Origin of the sequence: Aureimonas flava, assembly GCF_003583935.1 — a bacterium.
GTDB lineage: Bacteria > Pseudomonadota > Alphaproteobacteria > Rhizobiales > Rhizobiaceae > Aureimonas > Aureimonas flava.
The window spans coordinates 328,606-340,307 of the sequence record NZ_QYRN01000001.1 but is presented as its reverse complement, the minus strand read 5'-3'; the positions used below and the strand labels follow the sequence as shown (position 1 = coordinate 340,307).

The following is an 11,702-nucleotide window of genomic DNA, read 5'->3' as shown; positions in this document are numbered from 1 at the left end:
CGTCTATTTCGGCATGCCAAGCATGGCTCGGTAGCGGGCGCTGTTGGCGGTGCGGCCCGAGTTTACCCGCAGCTCCTCCAGCGCCTCTACATCGCCGTATCGCTTCGCCTCGAGCGCAACGGCCGAGATTTCCCAAGGCGCGCCAGGCGAAGTGCGCCGACCGATCCCATCCTCTTTGCACCAGCGCCGGATAGTCTTCTCGTTCTTGCCGGTGCGATAGACCGCTTCCTTCAGATCGATAATCTCTTCGGGCCGCATGAGGACGGGTAGTACATGAGGCATCACGCAGCCTCCTTCTGAGCTGTCCAACCTTGGCCGTCATCGGGCTGGAGGAGGTGTGTGGGAACACGGCACCCATGTTCGCCGGGCATTGGGCCCCATTCGATCCTGGCCCACTGACGCTCACGACGAGCATAGGCGAGGCGCTTGCTCCATTGCTCGTCGCCGACCAGGGCGTGGATCGTCGCGCTGGTGTCGTCGTCGTTGAACCTCTCCTGGCCAAGCCATTTGAGAGCCTGCGGCACGTAGGGCGTCGGCTTCGGATGTTTAGCTGCGAGGCGGATGGCCGCGGCGGTGATCTGTTCGGGATCGGCGCCAGCCTTCACTAGCTTCTCGAACTTCTCCTTCGCTGGCTTCTTCGGATTTGAGCCATCGCGCTTCGGATAGAGCCTCCAGAACACCTCGAACGGGTCCGGCGCAGCCGGCTCAATCGGTGCGGATGCACCAAGAGTATTCTTCTGGCTTCTGGCTTCTGGCTTCTGGAATATGGGGTTTATCCCCCCCTCAACCGAAGGCTTAACCGGGGGGTTAACCCCCGCCTTAACCGCCGGGTTGCCGCCCTTCTTGCCGTTGGTCTTATCCCTCTCGGCCTTCTCCGCGTCCCGCACCATGCGGCGGCTGACGATAACCCCGTCAGCCTCGTCGAACACGCCGGCCTCCCGCAGCTCGTCGAGCAAACGCCTGATTTCCTTCTCGGAAGTGCCGCACAGGACTGCCAGCAGCGAGGGCGCCGGAGCCTTGCCGTTGACCAGCAGATGCCCCACCGGTTCGGCCTTCTGCATGATGCATAGAAGCTCGATCCAGAGGCCCCGCGCGGCGATGGAACAGGACCGAAGCAGCACGTCAGACTGCCAGTCGGCGGGGAAGAATTTCATCCAAGGTTGGCGGCTCAAAGCGACCTCCGATCGCCGTTTCTGACGGCCGAAAACGCCATGTCGCAGAACAGGTCCACCGTCGTGACGGGTCCGTTGCGCTGCTTGGCGATGATGAATTCGAGCTGGTGCTGGCAGGCCGCCAGCTTCTCGACGCGTTCGGTCTCGCGGTCGCCGGTCGCTCGTTCCCGATCGAGGTAGTAGGCCTCGCGATGCAGGAACACGACGACATCAGCGTCCTGTTCGATGTTGCCGCTATCCCGAAGGTCGGAGAGCTGGGGACGCTTGTCGTCGCGCTGGGTGAGCTGGCGCGAGAGCTGCGACAGGAGCACGATGGCGAGGCCGTATTCCTTGGCATAGCCTTTGAGCGCCCGCGTGATCTCGCCCACCTCATTGTTGCGGTTGCCGCGGTAGTGAGCCGAGGGCTGCACGAAGCCCAGGTGATCCACCATCAGGCATTCGAGGCGCGGCCAGCCGGCGCGCTCGAACTGCTCCATCATGGTCTCGATCTTCACGCGGATGTCGAAGGTCGTGCCCGACGCCTCGTCGATCGCGATGGGCAACTGGTCAAGGCGGCGCCCCATCTCCTCCACCGCGGCGAATTGTCCGTCGTCGAGCTGGCCCCTGATGATGCTGGCATAGGGCACCTGGACGTGTCCGTTGAACGACAGGTCCGATAGGGCACGCGCCGTCAGCTTCTCGGCGTCCATCTCCATGGACAGGATGCCGATGCCGTGGCCGGCGCGGGCCGTAGCGAGCGCCGACGAGATCAAGAGCGACGTCTTACCCATGGAAGGCCGGGCGCCGACGAGGATCAGATCCTTGCGCTGCATGCCGCCCGTGAGGCGGTTTACGTCCGTCAGGCCCCATGACAGGCCGGTGAGGCCGTGCCCCTGTTCCTTGGCCGCCCGAGCCGACGCGATGGCCGCCTCGGCCGCCTGCCCGATGGAGAAGCGCGAGCGCCGGACGCCGGAGCCGCGCACGTCGGACAGGACGCCCTCCACGGCCGATCCGATCTGTCGGCCGAGGATGGACGGGTCGGCGGCTGGGTCGCGCGCTGCGATGGCAATCTGCTCGCAATGAACCGCCACGTTGAGACGCGCCCACTGCTCGACGACGGCCTTCGCTGCCTTCTCGATCAGCGAACCGCCATGCACCGTATCGGCCGCCATCCGAGACAGGTAGCCCAGCACGTTCATGTCGGTGCGCAGCTTGAGCGCCATGTGGACGCGCTCGGGGATCAGCTTGGCGACGAGCGGCACGCCGTGCGAGCCGGAGCGCTCGTGCGCGTCACAGATGGCGCCGAAGATGTCCTGATGAATCGGCTCCACGAAGTGTTCGGCGCGCACGATGGGGCGCACGCGAGCAAGTCCTTGGCCGAGGAGGAGAGCCCCAAGAAGGGACTGCTCCAGTTCGGGAATGAAGCCCTCGCCGTTCGGATCGACACTCATGCGCGCCTCCCGAGACCGGGCACGCCGGCCGCCGCAAGCCCGGCTTGCTCGGCGGGCGTCAGGAAAGCCTCGACAAACCCGCGATAGGCGCGGCGTGCGGCTGCGGCGTCGGCCGGGCGGTGCGTCTGCTGGAAACGCGTCGAAGCTTCGGCGTAGCGCGCGAACGCGGCTGCCGCGATGGCGTCGGAATGATCGGGCGCCGGGTTCATGCTGCGCTCCGTTGGTCATCGTCGCGCAGGATCTCGATATTCGAGCGCAGGACGTAGCGGGCATGGGTGCCCGCGAACTGGCCGCCGTGCCCCTCGTCGATTGTCTCCACGACGATGCCGTGACGGGTGCGCAGCTTCCAGACGTAGTGGCTCCAGCGCGGGGCCGGCTGCTCGATCGGTGTGCAGCCGCGTGCGCCGGCCGCCAGGAGGCGCTCGAGGCACCAAGCGTCCCGCCCGATGATCGTCATAGGCTGGCCGTCAGGAAGGATGCGAGCGAGAACGGTGTAGCGGCTCATGCCGAGCCTCCATTGCTGAAGGCGTGCTCGGCAATGGTGCGCGCCAGGGCGTCGCTCACGACAAAGCGTCGTGCGATCCGTGCTGCCTGATTGAAAATGAGGTCGGTGTGGGCTAGATCGAAAGTGTCGCTGCCAAGAGACACATTCGAAGCCCGCCCGCACATGCCCGTGCGGCGGGTTTCTTCGTTGAGGGGCATGGTGCTTACGCGGCCTCGCGAAACTTGGCGACGGGGAGTGCGGCGAGCCACGCCAGCGCATCGGGCATCGTCACGACGGACTTGCGACCGATTTTGCGGATTGTGATGCGGCCGGCCGTGACCTCGCGGTAGAAGCTCGCCGTACTGATCGTCGCCCACGTGCAGAACTCGGGCACCGACATGGCGCCGCGCTCGGCGGTGAAGCTGTTGGGGTTTGCTGCGTCGTCCATGTGCGTCTCCTATTGAGATGCACAGAGAACGCGTCTTGCCGCACGAATACTATGGAGAGCGCGGGATCGAATGGGAGCGATACTTGGGAGAATATTCGACGCAATTCGCTCCCATTCTCTCCCTACCCAATAGGGCCAGCGGGAAATGCGGAGCGATACCGGCGTTCAAGGCGCTTCGCTTTGCTCTCGTCGGTGCCGTCGCCAGCAACGCCACCCTCTGCCACAACGATACTCGCGGCCTTCGTGACGTTCATGTCACCGCCGGAAACGAACAGCAGCCGCATGCGGCTAAGCGCGTCCTCATCTGCGTTTGCGAGCGATGGTGCACCCCGCCGCCGGCCAGCTCTCAGCGGACGAGCATCCGTGCCACGCCCCGCATCGCCCACGATTTCGGCTCTCGACACGGGCATACTAAGCGCGGGAAACCACGCCATGATGTCTGCTCGCCAGAAGGAAAGGTCGTGGATCTCCACCCAACTGTGCGCACCTAGCGCTTCGATTGGACGGATGATGGATGGCCTCTCGCTGTAGACACCGTAGTCGAGAGCAGCGCCCAGCTGCTCCTTCGGCGGAAACGGAACGCCGACCGTGTGTTGAACCGGCCCGCCATTCCAGAACATTCGCACAGACGTTCCGAGGCCATGAAGTCCCAAGGCCATCGCCTCCGACAGCGCAACCCAGGCTTCCGAAGGCTCCGGGTACGGGTACGGTTGATGGGCGGGGTTCAGTGCCATCCAGACGCAAAGGTCGGCCGCACCATCGTTGCCCTTGATAGCCTCAGGCTGGCGGGTTGCGATCCAAGCCAACGCTTCGCCGAGCGTCCACCGCGTCGCGGTCATGGCCGGATGTAAAGCGTCTTTCCCGTGCATGCACGTCACCGCCAACCGCCGAGGGGTGACGCGGGGCAAGCATTCCGGCGGTGGTGGAATGCGACGGCTGGCCGGCCGGCCCCGCGCCATTCGAATATAGGGCGATCGGGACAGCCGAGGCGAGATCCCGTTCTGCAATTGTTCACAGGCGAGCCGCATGGTCACGCCTTCCCGCCGAGCGCGCAGCGCCACTCGTGACGCTCTAGCCGGCGGTCGAACGCGATCCACGCGACGTCCTCCATGTGCTTGCGCTCCACGTCGTCGATCGCCGGCCGGGTCAGCAGCTCGGCGACGATGGCCTGTCGGATCTCGACCTCGAACACCTCGCGAAGGCATTCGGGCATCGGCAACGTGAAGAGGAGCGCCGCCACGTCCGCCGCCGTCCTGCCGATCGAGGCGCACAGGAGGGCAATGGCCGGCGGTGCCTCGGGCTCGGCCAGGACCGCCGGCGACACGGCGACATCGCGAAGGATGGCGGGCAGACTGGCGACATGCGCCGGTCGGATATGGACGTTCATGGCGACCTCGGAATGGGGGTGATGCGGCAGGCCAAAAACCGGCCGAAAAATCGTGTCGACCCTTTGCGCCGCAGGGGTTTGGTCGGGGTGATGCGGCTTTCGCGAAAAGCGTCAGTTCTGACGCGTCGGAGTGGGTGCCGTCAGGTCGGCGGCTGCGTCTCGCGCGGCCGGAGCGCGACCGGGAGGCATTCCGCTCGTGCCTCGAATGCCGGATCGTAGAGGCCGATCACTCGACTCACGATTTTCGACCGCAGATGCGCTTCCGACATCGGCCCTTCAGCCAGGCAGAAGCTGAGCCCGGTCAGGGTCCACATGTCCTGCTCGGCTCGCGATCCGTCAGACTGCACGATGCCGGGCTCTCGCCGCAGGACGGCTTGCATCACGTCGCGCCGGCCGCCGCTCCACTCGATCAGGAACAGTTCACCGCGTAGGGGCTCGCAGTCGGCAGGATCGGCGATGATGCTCTCGCCGGCTCGGATGTGCGGGGCGTTGGTGTCGTCGCGCTCGCGGTGGACGACGCAGCCGGCCGGGACAGCGGAAAGCACGTCGAGGGCACGGGCGGGTTGGGGCAGAGCACGGGAGAGCATCACAGGGCCTCCCCATCGCGTTCTAAAAGGAACTCCACCAGTTCGTCGGCGCGGCTCGAATGTATGCCGAAAGCCGCCTCAATGGCTCGTTCGTGTCTGGCCCAAGAGGCGGGCCGCTCGTCCACCGGCAAGATGACGCCGACCCGCTGATGGCCTCGGCTATCGCGGAACACCGAAAACCGATTGCCCAGCAGTTTCAAGCCGACGACGTAATCAGCGACAGGAAGCGGAGAGCTAAGGGCATAGCCGTTGATGCAGCGAGCGCTTACCATGGCGTCGAGCATTCCATCAGCGGCGACAGGGATCATCCCGCTTCCGTCATGGCGGTGGTGTTCGACCATCAGCCGTTCGTCGGAGTTGGCGTCGAGATAGTTCGCCATGGTCAGGCTTCCCCGCCCATGCTCGTCAGGAGCGCCGCCATGGTGTCGCCATCGTGGATCATGTGCTGGGAGACGCTGGCGAGGTACGACGCCTTGGCGCGCATGTCGGCTAAGGTGAAGATGGGCGCGGCGATCACCCGGTTATGAGCGGCCTGCTCACGCTCGCAGTCGAGGTCAAAGGCGTCGTCCGCTGCGTCGAAGGCCGAACGGGTGTCGGGCGTCTCCAGCATGCGCATGGCGCTCTCGCAGGCTTCCTGCACGCGGCCCGATGCCTCCATGTCGGCCAGAGCGGCGCGGTGACGCTCAATCGCAAAGGCGAGGTCCGCATTGATCGGCTCGGCGGCCGGCGCGGGAGTGCAGCCGGGCACGCCAGCGACGATGCCGGCGCAGAGGCCAAGGGATGCGACGGCGCCCGTGGTGGTGAGGAACTGGCGGCGGCTGACCATCACGCGCACCCCGCCGCAGTCAGCAGCGCAATGGCGCGTGAGGACGGGGGACCAACCAGCGCCGCCGAGGTAGCTTCGCGGTGCCCGGCATCCAGAACGATGTCGTGCTCGAACATGTCGATACCCAGCTCTTTCGCCAAGGCATGATGCTCGCGCCACAGAAGGGCGTAGTACCTCTCAAGCTGCTGGCGCGTCGGCCTCGGCGTTGCCAGAGCGGAGCCGGTCGCACCAATCGCGGCGGCGATGCCAAGGCGTTGGAGGAAGGAACGTCGGTTCATGATGCGGCTCCGTCGAGATAGGCGAGAGCGGCGCGGACGAGGGCTTCGTCCTGCTCCTGCATGTCGCCGAAGTTGATGGCCTTGCGGATCGCTGCGGCAGCACCGGCAGCGGTCGTGGCGGCGGGGATCTCGCCTCGGAAGGCGGCGCGGTCGAAGGGCTCGCAACGAGCCTTCCAAACGTCTTCCTGCGCATCGTGCGGCGCGGCAGCGAGTTGATCGGACGCCGCGTCCCATGCGGTGACGAACGCGAGGCAGGGATCGGCCGCGGCCTCGGCGGCCGGCACGGCGAGAGTGAAGAGGCCGCCGGCCAGGGCGCCAGCAGCGGAGCCGGCGGCGAGCGTGCGAAGAGCTTGTCGGCGGGTGATGATCGGCAAGCCTTCGGCGGCTGCCGGAACCGTGCGGTTCGACATGGGATAGGCTCCAGATTGTGAGGGGTCAGGCGATGCGCTCAGTCCTAAGCGGATCGGGTAATCTCAAGCGTTGGCGTATTCGGCGCGGATCTCCGCGGCCATGAGGTCGATGCGGTAGCGGGCGGACAGGTACTTCAGGCCGTCGATGCGGGCTTCCATGGGCGACAGCGGGCGGGCCGGCGCCGAGACGACGATCGGGGTGGCGGCGACGCGGACGGCAGCCTCGCGGGCGGCCTGGATGCGGACGCGCTCGGACTTCCACATGAAGGCGAGCACCTGGGAGAAGAGCTTGCGGCAGAACGGCCGGTGGGGGCTGGCGACGCGGCGGAAGTGCGCCCAGACGGATTTCATGAAAGCGGATCGGTTGTGCATGGCTATTGACCTTGTGCATCGGTCTCGATGTGATACATTTGGATCATATCGATCTTTATGTCAACACCTTTAGATAAAAACGAGCTAAATGGATAAACCGCACGGTCGCCAGCTTGCCGCCGCTCGGACGCTGGCAGGGCTTTCCCAGAGTGCGCTTGCCGAAGCCGCGCGTATTTCAGTGCCGACGTTGAAGCGGATGGAGGCCAGCGACGGACCCGCTGTCGGTATGCCGAACAACGTTTCGGCCGTGGTCGCTGCCCTCCAGGAGGCCGGCGTGATCTTCATCGACGAGAACGGCCAGGGGCCGGGCGTGCGGCTGCGGAAGGCTGGGCCGCTGACCTTCCTCCAGTTCATTCGTCAGGCCGAGAAGACGAACGACCCCGTCGGCGACTTCATTGGCGATGCTCGCATGGACCGCACCATGCCAGATGCGGCCGACTGGCCGGAGTTGGAGGCATATCTGGAAGGCCGAGGAGCAATCCAAGCTGCGATCGACGCAGGGGAGGCCACATGGGATCGTTTCATCGCTACGCGAGATGCGAAGTCGAAGTGATGATGGGCGCTGCCCTCACGCCTCTAGGGCTCCGATCTGTTCGCGGGTTACGCAACCTTAACGGTTGACAGGCATTCTCCACCTATCATAATGATAGGCAATGACGGATGATCCTCCTCCCCAACGAGTTTCGGTCTGTGTCCCGAAGCCTCACGTTGTTGCCCAGCGAGTTCGGCAGCTCGCTGCCAATTCCGAAAACGTGCGGTGGTCACAGCACGCGCTCGATCGGATGGCAGAGCGGGATATCACGATCCGTCAAGCGTTATACGTTCTTCGAGAAGGAGACGTCGTTGGCCCTATCGAGCTTGGAAAGTATCCAGGCGAGTTGAAGGCCAAATTCATTCGCAATATGCGAGGACGCCGGGACGTCGGCGTGGTCGTTCTACTTGTTAAGAACGGTCGCTTGAACGTCAAAACGGTCGAATGGGAAGACATCAGATGAACGTCCAGCACTTCATGAGGACAGGCGAGGACATCAACACCACGCCTTACCACTACAAGGATTGCGGCTTGGACAACATCATCCTGCGTAACGGGTTCACGCGCGAGTTGGATGATGGCGAGGAGTTTCTGACGGTCAAGGACGTGGATGGTCTGCATAAGGCCATTGGCATGCATATTGTCCTTGAGCGGAAGGCGCCCTCTGGCAAGGAGCTGCGGTTCCTGCGCAACGAGTTGGATATGACCCAGAGCGAGCTTGCGAGCATGCTGAGCGTATCCGACCAGAGCGTTGCGCGTTGGGAGAAGGGGCAATGCGAAGCCAACGGCGCGGCCGTTTTTGCGCTCCGCGTCATCTACCTTCTCTCGTTCGTACCCGAACAGGAGCGGGGCGTGCTGCTCAACGACTTCCTGGCACGACTGCGACGCCTCAACGAAAGCGATGAGACGTCCGACAACGTGGTGATGATCTACTGCGGCCAGCGGTGGACCGATGACGCGCGCGCAGCGTAAGCGTGCATCACGTCAGGTCGAAAACCTGTCGTAGCCTATCGAGGCCTTCTTGAGAGAAGACCTGCGCCAGGATCTCGACGCGAGATGCCTGCCCGTCGCCTGCCCGCTCATATAGGAAGTAGCCGCTCGGATCTGCGACCTCTTGGCCGCTGCATGCGAGCTGATCGTTCGTTAACGGCGCCAGGCAGAGCGTGGCGCCGTCAGCGAGCTGTTTGCTGAAATAGTAGCTTCCCATCATCCCACCTGGAGCCATCGTGTCAGATCAGCGCACGCATCGTGAGGTTGCGCGCCCGCAAATCAATATGCGCACCCTCGCCGACTTTATGGCGGCTTCCGAACAGGTACGCCGCACGCTCGTTCGCTCGTGCAAGTACCAGCCGGTCGCGCGCATTCTACAGCACGACGACGCCAAGTTGGCCATCGGTCGATATCTGCGGGGCGACGCGGACGCAGGATACCTGCGCGAGCAGGTGGAGAGCTTGCGAGACCGAATGGCGGACACGCCGTTCGAAGCAGACACGAACCAGCACAATGCCGACTATATCGAGCGCTTTGCGGAAGTCAGCGCGGCCATTGAGCTGCCCGACGTAGAGCGCCTACCGCCAGGCGATCGGCAGCCGCTAATGGTGGGCGGCATGCGCGTGACGGTTGAGCTTCATCTGATGCTGGAGCGGACGACCCGCAACAACCGCCGACGGCTGGGGGCCGCTGCGCTTAGGTACGCAAAGCGCAAGCCACTGCCGCCAGCCGTTGGCGAATGGCAGTCGGCGTTCCTGCTTGGCTACCTAGCCAGGACCACCCATGACCCGGATGCGACACCAGAGAATGGGCTGTGCTTGACGATCGACGCCCACAGTGGCGTCGTCTACCAAGCGCCAACGGACTCCGCGCGGCGATTTGCATCGATGGAAGCCGCATGCACCTCGATCGCCGAGCGCTGGGCCAATATAGCCCCGCCTCCTAACGCACGGCTGTGACGCCTTCGCACTTCAGAGACTGAAGCCACCCCAACCAATGCCTGTGAGAGGAAGCGGAATGCGGACGGTGCCGGGATACGAGACTAAAGAAGTACGTTTGATGACCGGAGGCGAGTTGGCTCTTGGTGAATTTCACGCCGGTTTTTCGCTCGCCCTAGCACTGAACGAACCTCATCCATCCAGGAGGTTCTTTTGCGTGATCCCGCTGGATACAAGCGTACCTCCCTACCTTCATCAGGCCCAACTTGGAGCCGCTACCGCAGACGTCTACTGCTATGGGGCCGATTGGGTTTTGGAAGCGCAGCCTGACCGGAGTTCAGTCGGCGGGCGTCAGCGGGGTGAAGTGTCGGGCGCGATCACGCTCTCGCCAGATGGACCACTTTTGTCGGTCGATAACGGCTACGGTGAGCGGCACAGCACCCTCCAGTTCATCAACCTCAAGACCGCGAAAATCTACGACGGCGTCTTCCGCGACTGGGTCACATTCGACTGGCGCATCTGGAATTCGGCTGATGAGAGACAGTCCCGCCATGGCAGCCCGCTTTACGAAAGCGCTTTGACCGCACGGATGGCGTCAGCTTGACCCGCCATGATGGCCTAACAAACTTCTGAAGCAAGCTGCGCTCATCCGTCTGGAGAACCGGCCTGATGTGCAACCTCTATTCGCTCACAAAGGGCCAGGCCGCAATCGTCGCCTTCACTCGTGCAACGCAGGACCGGACGGGCAACCTCCCACCGATGCCGGGCATCTTCCCCGACGCCGCGGCGCCGATCGTCACCACGCGAGACGGCGATCGGACGTTGCAGCTCGCCCGCTGGGGCATGCCGTCCCCACAGTTCGCCCTGAAGGGGCGCACGACTGACCCGGGCGTGACGAACGTGCGGAACACGAAGAGCCCGCATTGGCGCCGCTGGCTCGGGCCGGCTCACCGCTGCCTCGTACCGTTCACCTCGTTCTCCGAGTACGACACCGTGGATGGGAAGAAGGTGCCGGTTTGGTTCGCGGCCGACGAGGACCGCCCCCTAATGGCCTTCGCCGGCATCTGGACGGAATGGACGTCGACCCGGAAGAAGGCCGAGGGCGAGATCACGACCGACGCCTACGGGTTCCTGACGACGGACGCGAACGGTGTGGTCGGGCCGATCCATCCGAAGGCTATGCCCGTGATCCTGACGGAGCCCGAGGAGTTCGACGTGTGGATGCGGGCGGACTGGTCGGAGGCGACGAAGCTCCAGCGCCCGCTACCGGACGACGGGCTCAAGATCGTGACCAGGGGGCATCGCAGCGATAGCGCCGAGTAGGTGGAGGGGTTGCCGTATGGAAGCGAAGCCGAGTTCGCTCGCAGACTTCAGAGCCGTATCGCGAAACTTGTCGGTGCGCACCCACGAGGAAATGAAGTTCGCCGACGTAACGCTTGCGGACGTGAAAGAGGCTATAAAGGCCGCCATCAAGGCGGGGTGCGCTGCAACGCTAGTTCACAATGGCGCGAACGTCGCTTTGATGGCGTGGGAAGAGACAGCCGAGGGAGAAGCCCTGGCCACCACGTTCCTCGCAACCGATCGTTTCTATGAGCCGGACGTGCCGTCCGTTCGCTTTGGTCGCCGCTACATGCGCCAGATTCAAGCCGAAGCTGGCAACCTGCCAGTCGTTTCCTACTGTTACAGCCCCCACCCGAAGGTTGAGCGATGGTACCGCTTGATGGGCTACCGACTGATAAAGGTAGAGGGGCCATGCAAAGTGTTCGTGCTGCCCGCACGATGACGCGCTTCGATGACCTGACAATGGTGCCGTGTCGAGCCGTGATCCGTCTGATGGATGGTGGACCA

23 protein-coding genes are annotated in these 11,702 nt (G+C 64.1%); 7 read left to right on the top strand and 16 right to left on the bottom strand.

What is annotated here, in order from left to right; genetic code table 11:
• Window positions 1-3 precede the first annotated feature (3 nt).
• From D3218_RS01690 to D3218_RS01635, 15 genes are all read right to left on the bottom strand, one after another.
• A complete protein-coding gene (locus D3218_RS01690) occupies window positions 4-282 on the bottom strand; it encodes a hypothetical protein (RefSeq protein WP_210209619.1) in 279 nt (92 codons plus the stop codon).
• Window positions 282-1,172, bottom strand: a complete 891-nt coding sequence (locus D3218_RS01685) for a hypothetical protein (RefSeq protein WP_136625039.1) — start codon at window positions 1,170-1,172, stop codon at window positions 282-284. Before D3218_RS01685 ends, D3218_RS01690 begins: the two co-directional genes overlap by 1 nt.
• Complete coding sequence (locus D3218_RS01680; RefSeq protein WP_119538153.1) at window positions 1,169-2,602, bottom strand: replicative DNA helicase; 1,434 nt, start codon at window positions 2,600-2,602, stop codon at window positions 1,169-1,171. The genes D3218_RS01685 and D3218_RS01680 overlap by 4 nt, the downstream gene beginning before the upstream one ends.
• Entirely contained in the window at window positions 2,599-2,811 is a 213-nt protein-coding gene (locus D3218_RS01675) for a hypothetical protein (protein WP_119538152.1), read from the bottom strand. Before D3218_RS01675 ends, D3218_RS01680 begins: the two co-directional genes overlap by 4 nt.
• Entirely contained in the window at window positions 2,808-3,107 is a 300-nt protein-coding gene (locus D3218_RS01670; protein ID WP_119538151.1) for a winged helix domain-containing protein, read from the bottom strand. Before D3218_RS01670 ends, D3218_RS01675 begins: the two co-directional genes overlap by 4 nt.
• Window positions 3,104-3,304 (bottom strand): hypothetical protein, encoded by a 201-nt coding sequence (locus D3218_RS19455; RefSeq protein WP_136625038.1) that lies wholly within the window; start codon window positions 3,302-3,304, stop codon window positions 3,104-3,106. Before D3218_RS19455 ends, D3218_RS01670 begins: the two co-directional genes overlap by 4 nt.
• Before the next feature lie 5 nt (window positions 3,305-3,309).
• Window positions 3,310-3,534, bottom strand: a complete 225-nt coding sequence (locus D3218_RS01665; protein WP_245414877.1) for a DNA-binding protein — start codon at window positions 3,532-3,534, stop codon at window positions 3,310-3,312.
• Between the two features lie 122 nt (window positions 3,535-3,656).
• Window positions 3,657-4,403: a hypothetical protein gene (locus tag D3218_RS19450; protein ID WP_136625037.1), complete on the bottom strand. Its 747-nt coding sequence runs from the start codon at window positions 4,401-4,403 to the stop codon at window positions 3,657-3,659.
• A 161-nt stretch (window positions 4,404-4,564) separates the two neighbouring features.
• The gene (locus D3218_RS01660) at window positions 4,565-4,921 is read right to left on the bottom strand and encodes a hypothetical protein (RefSeq protein WP_119538150.1); all 357 of its coding nucleotides are present in this window, start codon (window positions 4,919-4,921) and stop codon (window positions 4,565-4,567) included.
• A gap of 140 nt (window positions 4,922-5,061) precedes the next feature.
• Window positions 5,062-5,508 carry a hypothetical protein gene (locus D3218_RS01655; RefSeq protein ID WP_119538149.1) on the bottom strand — a complete coding sequence of 149 codons (447 nt, stop codon included), beginning with the start codon at window positions 5,506-5,508 and terminating at the stop codon, window positions 5,062-5,064.
• Window positions 5,508-5,888: a Rieske (2Fe-2S) protein gene (locus tag D3218_RS01650; protein ID WP_119538148.1), complete on the bottom strand. Its 381-nt coding sequence runs from the start codon at window positions 5,886-5,888 to the stop codon at window positions 5,508-5,510. Before D3218_RS01650 ends, D3218_RS01655 begins: the two co-directional genes overlap by 1 nt.
• 2 nt (window positions 5,889-5,890) lie before the next feature.
• Window positions 5,891-6,334: a hypothetical protein gene (locus D3218_RS01645; protein ID WP_119538147.1), complete on the bottom strand. Its 444-nt coding sequence runs from the start codon at window positions 6,332-6,334 to the stop codon at window positions 5,891-5,893.
• Window positions 6,334-6,612 (bottom strand): twin-arginine translocation signal domain-containing protein, encoded by a 279-nt coding sequence (locus D3218_RS19610; RefSeq protein WP_168990386.1) that lies wholly within the window; start codon window positions 6,610-6,612, stop codon window positions 6,334-6,336. Before D3218_RS19610 ends, D3218_RS01645 begins: the two co-directional genes overlap by 1 nt.
• Complete coding sequence (locus tag D3218_RS19605) at window positions 6,609-7,022, bottom strand: hypothetical protein (RefSeq protein ID WP_168990385.1); 414 nt, start codon at window positions 7,020-7,022, stop codon at window positions 6,609-6,611. Before D3218_RS19605 ends, D3218_RS19610 begins: the two co-directional genes overlap by 4 nt.
• A gap of 63 nt (window positions 7,023-7,085) precedes the next feature.
• Entirely contained in the window at window positions 7,086-7,373 is a 288-nt protein-coding gene (locus tag D3218_RS01635) for a hypothetical protein (RefSeq protein ID WP_136625036.1), read from the bottom strand.
• A 109-nt stretch (window positions 7,374-7,482) separates the two neighbouring features.
• Between D3218_RS01635 and D3218_RS20350 the strand changes: the two genes are divergently transcribed.
• The 3 genes from D3218_RS20350 (at window position 7,483) to D3218_RS01620 (ending at window position 8,898) form a co-directional block, all read left to right on the top strand.
• Window positions 7,483-7,947 carry a helix-turn-helix domain-containing protein gene (locus D3218_RS20350; RefSeq protein WP_119538144.1) on the top strand — a complete coding sequence of 155 codons (465 nt, stop codon included), beginning with the start codon at window positions 7,483-7,485 and terminating at the stop codon, window positions 7,945-7,947.
• 100 nt (window positions 7,948-8,047) lie between these two features.
• Window positions 8,048-8,389: a DUF4258 domain-containing protein gene (locus D3218_RS20345; protein WP_119538143.1), complete on the top strand. Its 342-nt coding sequence runs from the start codon at window positions 8,048-8,050 to the stop codon at window positions 8,387-8,389.
• Window positions 8,386-8,898: a helix-turn-helix domain-containing protein gene (locus tag D3218_RS01620; protein WP_168990384.1), complete on the top strand. Its 513-nt coding sequence runs from the start codon at window positions 8,386-8,388 to the stop codon at window positions 8,896-8,898. The genes D3218_RS20345 and D3218_RS01620 overlap by 4 nt, the downstream gene beginning before the upstream one ends.
• Before the next feature lie 7 nt (window positions 8,899-8,905).
• On the opposite strand, the gene D3218_RS01615 is transcribed toward D3218_RS01620, so the two are convergent.
• Window positions 8,906-9,136 (bottom strand): hypothetical protein, encoded by a 231-nt coding sequence (locus D3218_RS01615; RefSeq protein ID WP_119538141.1) that lies wholly within the window; start codon window positions 9,134-9,136, stop codon window positions 8,906-8,908.
• A gap of 16 nt (window positions 9,137-9,152) precedes the next feature.
• Here D3218_RS01615 and D3218_RS01610 point away from each other — a divergent pair, with 16 nt between their 5' ends.
• The 4 genes from D3218_RS01610 to D3218_RS19440 all read left to right on the top strand — a co-directional run bounded on the left by D3218_RS01610 (window position 9,153) and on the right by D3218_RS19440 (window position 11,637).
• Window positions 9,153-9,875, top strand: a complete 723-nt coding sequence (locus D3218_RS01610) for a hypothetical protein (protein ID WP_136625035.1) — start codon at window positions 9,153-9,155, stop codon at window positions 9,873-9,875.
• 58 nt (window positions 9,876-9,933) lie between these two features.
• Entirely contained in the window at window positions 9,934-10,458 is a 525-nt protein-coding gene (locus D3218_RS19445) for a hypothetical protein (protein ID WP_136625034.1), read from the top strand.
• Between the two features lie 65 nt (window positions 10,459-10,523).
• Entirely contained in the window at window positions 10,524-11,177 is a 654-nt protein-coding gene (locus D3218_RS01600) for an SOS response-associated peptidase (protein ID WP_119538138.1), read from the top strand.
• Window positions 11,178-11,268: 91 nt separating this feature from the next.
• A complete protein-coding gene (locus D3218_RS19440) occupies window positions 11,269-11,637 on the top strand; it encodes a hypothetical protein (protein ID WP_136625033.1) in 369 nt (122 codons plus the stop codon).
• Window positions 11,638-11,702: the final 65 nt, after the last annotated feature.

Coding starts and splice junctions, on each gene's coding strand:
- D3218_RS01655 (WP_119538149.1), bottom strand. CDS start 5,508: ATGCTCTCCCGTGCTCTGCCCCAACCCGCCCGTGCCCTCGACGTGCTT.
- D3218_RS01675 (WP_119538152.1), bottom strand. CDS start 2,811: ATGAACCCGGCGCCCGATCATTCCGACGCCATCGCGGCAGCCGCGTTC.
- D3218_RS19445 (WP_136625034.1), top strand. CDS start 9,934: ATGCGGACGGTGCCGGGATACGAGACTAAAGAAGTACGTTTGATGACC.
- D3218_RS01665 (WP_245414877.1), bottom strand. CDS start 3,534: ATGGACGACGCAGCAAACCCCAACAGCTTCACCGCCGAGCGCGGCGCC.
- D3218_RS01660 (WP_119538150.1), bottom strand. CDS start 4,921: ATGAACGTCCATATCCGACCGGCGCATGTCGCCAGTCTGCCCGCCATC.
- D3218_RS19455 (WP_136625038.1), bottom strand. CDS start 3,304: ATGCCCCTCAACGAAGAAACCCGCCGCACGGGCATGTGCGGGCGGGCT.
- D3218_RS19610 (WP_168990386.1), bottom strand. CDS start 6,612: ATGAACCGACGTTCCTTCCTCCAACGCCTTGGCATCGCCGCCGCGATT.
- D3218_RS01690 (WP_210209619.1), bottom strand. CDS start 282: ATGCCTCATGTACTACCCGTCCTCATGCGGCCCGAAGAGATTATCGAT.
- D3218_RS01620 (WP_168990384.1), top strand. CDS start 8,386: ATGAACGTCCAGCACTTCATGAGGACAGGCGAGGACATCAACACCACG.
- D3218_RS01635 (WP_136625036.1), bottom strand. CDS start 7,373: ATGAAATCCGTCTGGGCGCACTTCCGCCGCGTCGCCAGCCCCCACCGG.
- D3218_RS01645 (WP_119538147.1), bottom strand. CDS start 6,334: ATGGTCAGCCGCCGCCAGTTCCTCACCACCACGGGCGCCGTCGCATCC.
- D3218_RS01670 (WP_119538151.1), bottom strand. CDS start 3,107: ATGAGCCGCTACACCGTTCTCGCTCGCATCCTTCCTGACGGCCAGCCT.
- D3218_RS01615 (WP_119538141.1), bottom strand. CDS start 9,136: ATGATGGGAAGCTACTATTTCAGCAAACAGCTCGCTGACGGCGCCACG.
- D3218_RS19450 (WP_136625037.1), bottom strand. CDS start 4,403: ATGCACGGGAAAGACGCTTTACATCCGGCCATGACCGCGACGCGGTGG.
- D3218_RS19605 (WP_168990385.1), bottom strand. CDS start 7,022: ATGTCGAACCGCACGGTTCCGGCAGCCGCCGAAGGCTTGCCGATCATC.
- D3218_RS01680 (WP_119538153.1), bottom strand. CDS start 2,602: ATGAGTGTCGATCCGAACGGCGAGGGCTTCATTCCCGAACTGGAGCAG.
- D3218_RS20345 (WP_119538143.1), top strand. CDS start 8,048: ATGACGGATGATCCTCCTCCCCAACGAGTTTCGGTCTGTGTCCCGAAG.
- D3218_RS01650 (WP_119538148.1), bottom strand. CDS start 5,888: ATGGCGAACTATCTCGACGCCAACTCCGACGAACGGCTGATGGTCGAA.
- D3218_RS19440 (WP_136625033.1), top strand. CDS start 11,269: ATGAAGTTCGCCGACGTAACGCTTGCGGACGTGAAAGAGGCTATAAAG.
- D3218_RS01600 (WP_119538138.1), top strand. CDS start 10,524: ATGTGCAACCTCTATTCGCTCACAAAGGGCCAGGCCGCAATCGTCGCC.
- D3218_RS20350 (WP_119538144.1), top strand. CDS start 7,483: ATGGATAAACCGCACGGTCGCCAGCTTGCCGCCGCTCGGACGCTGGCA.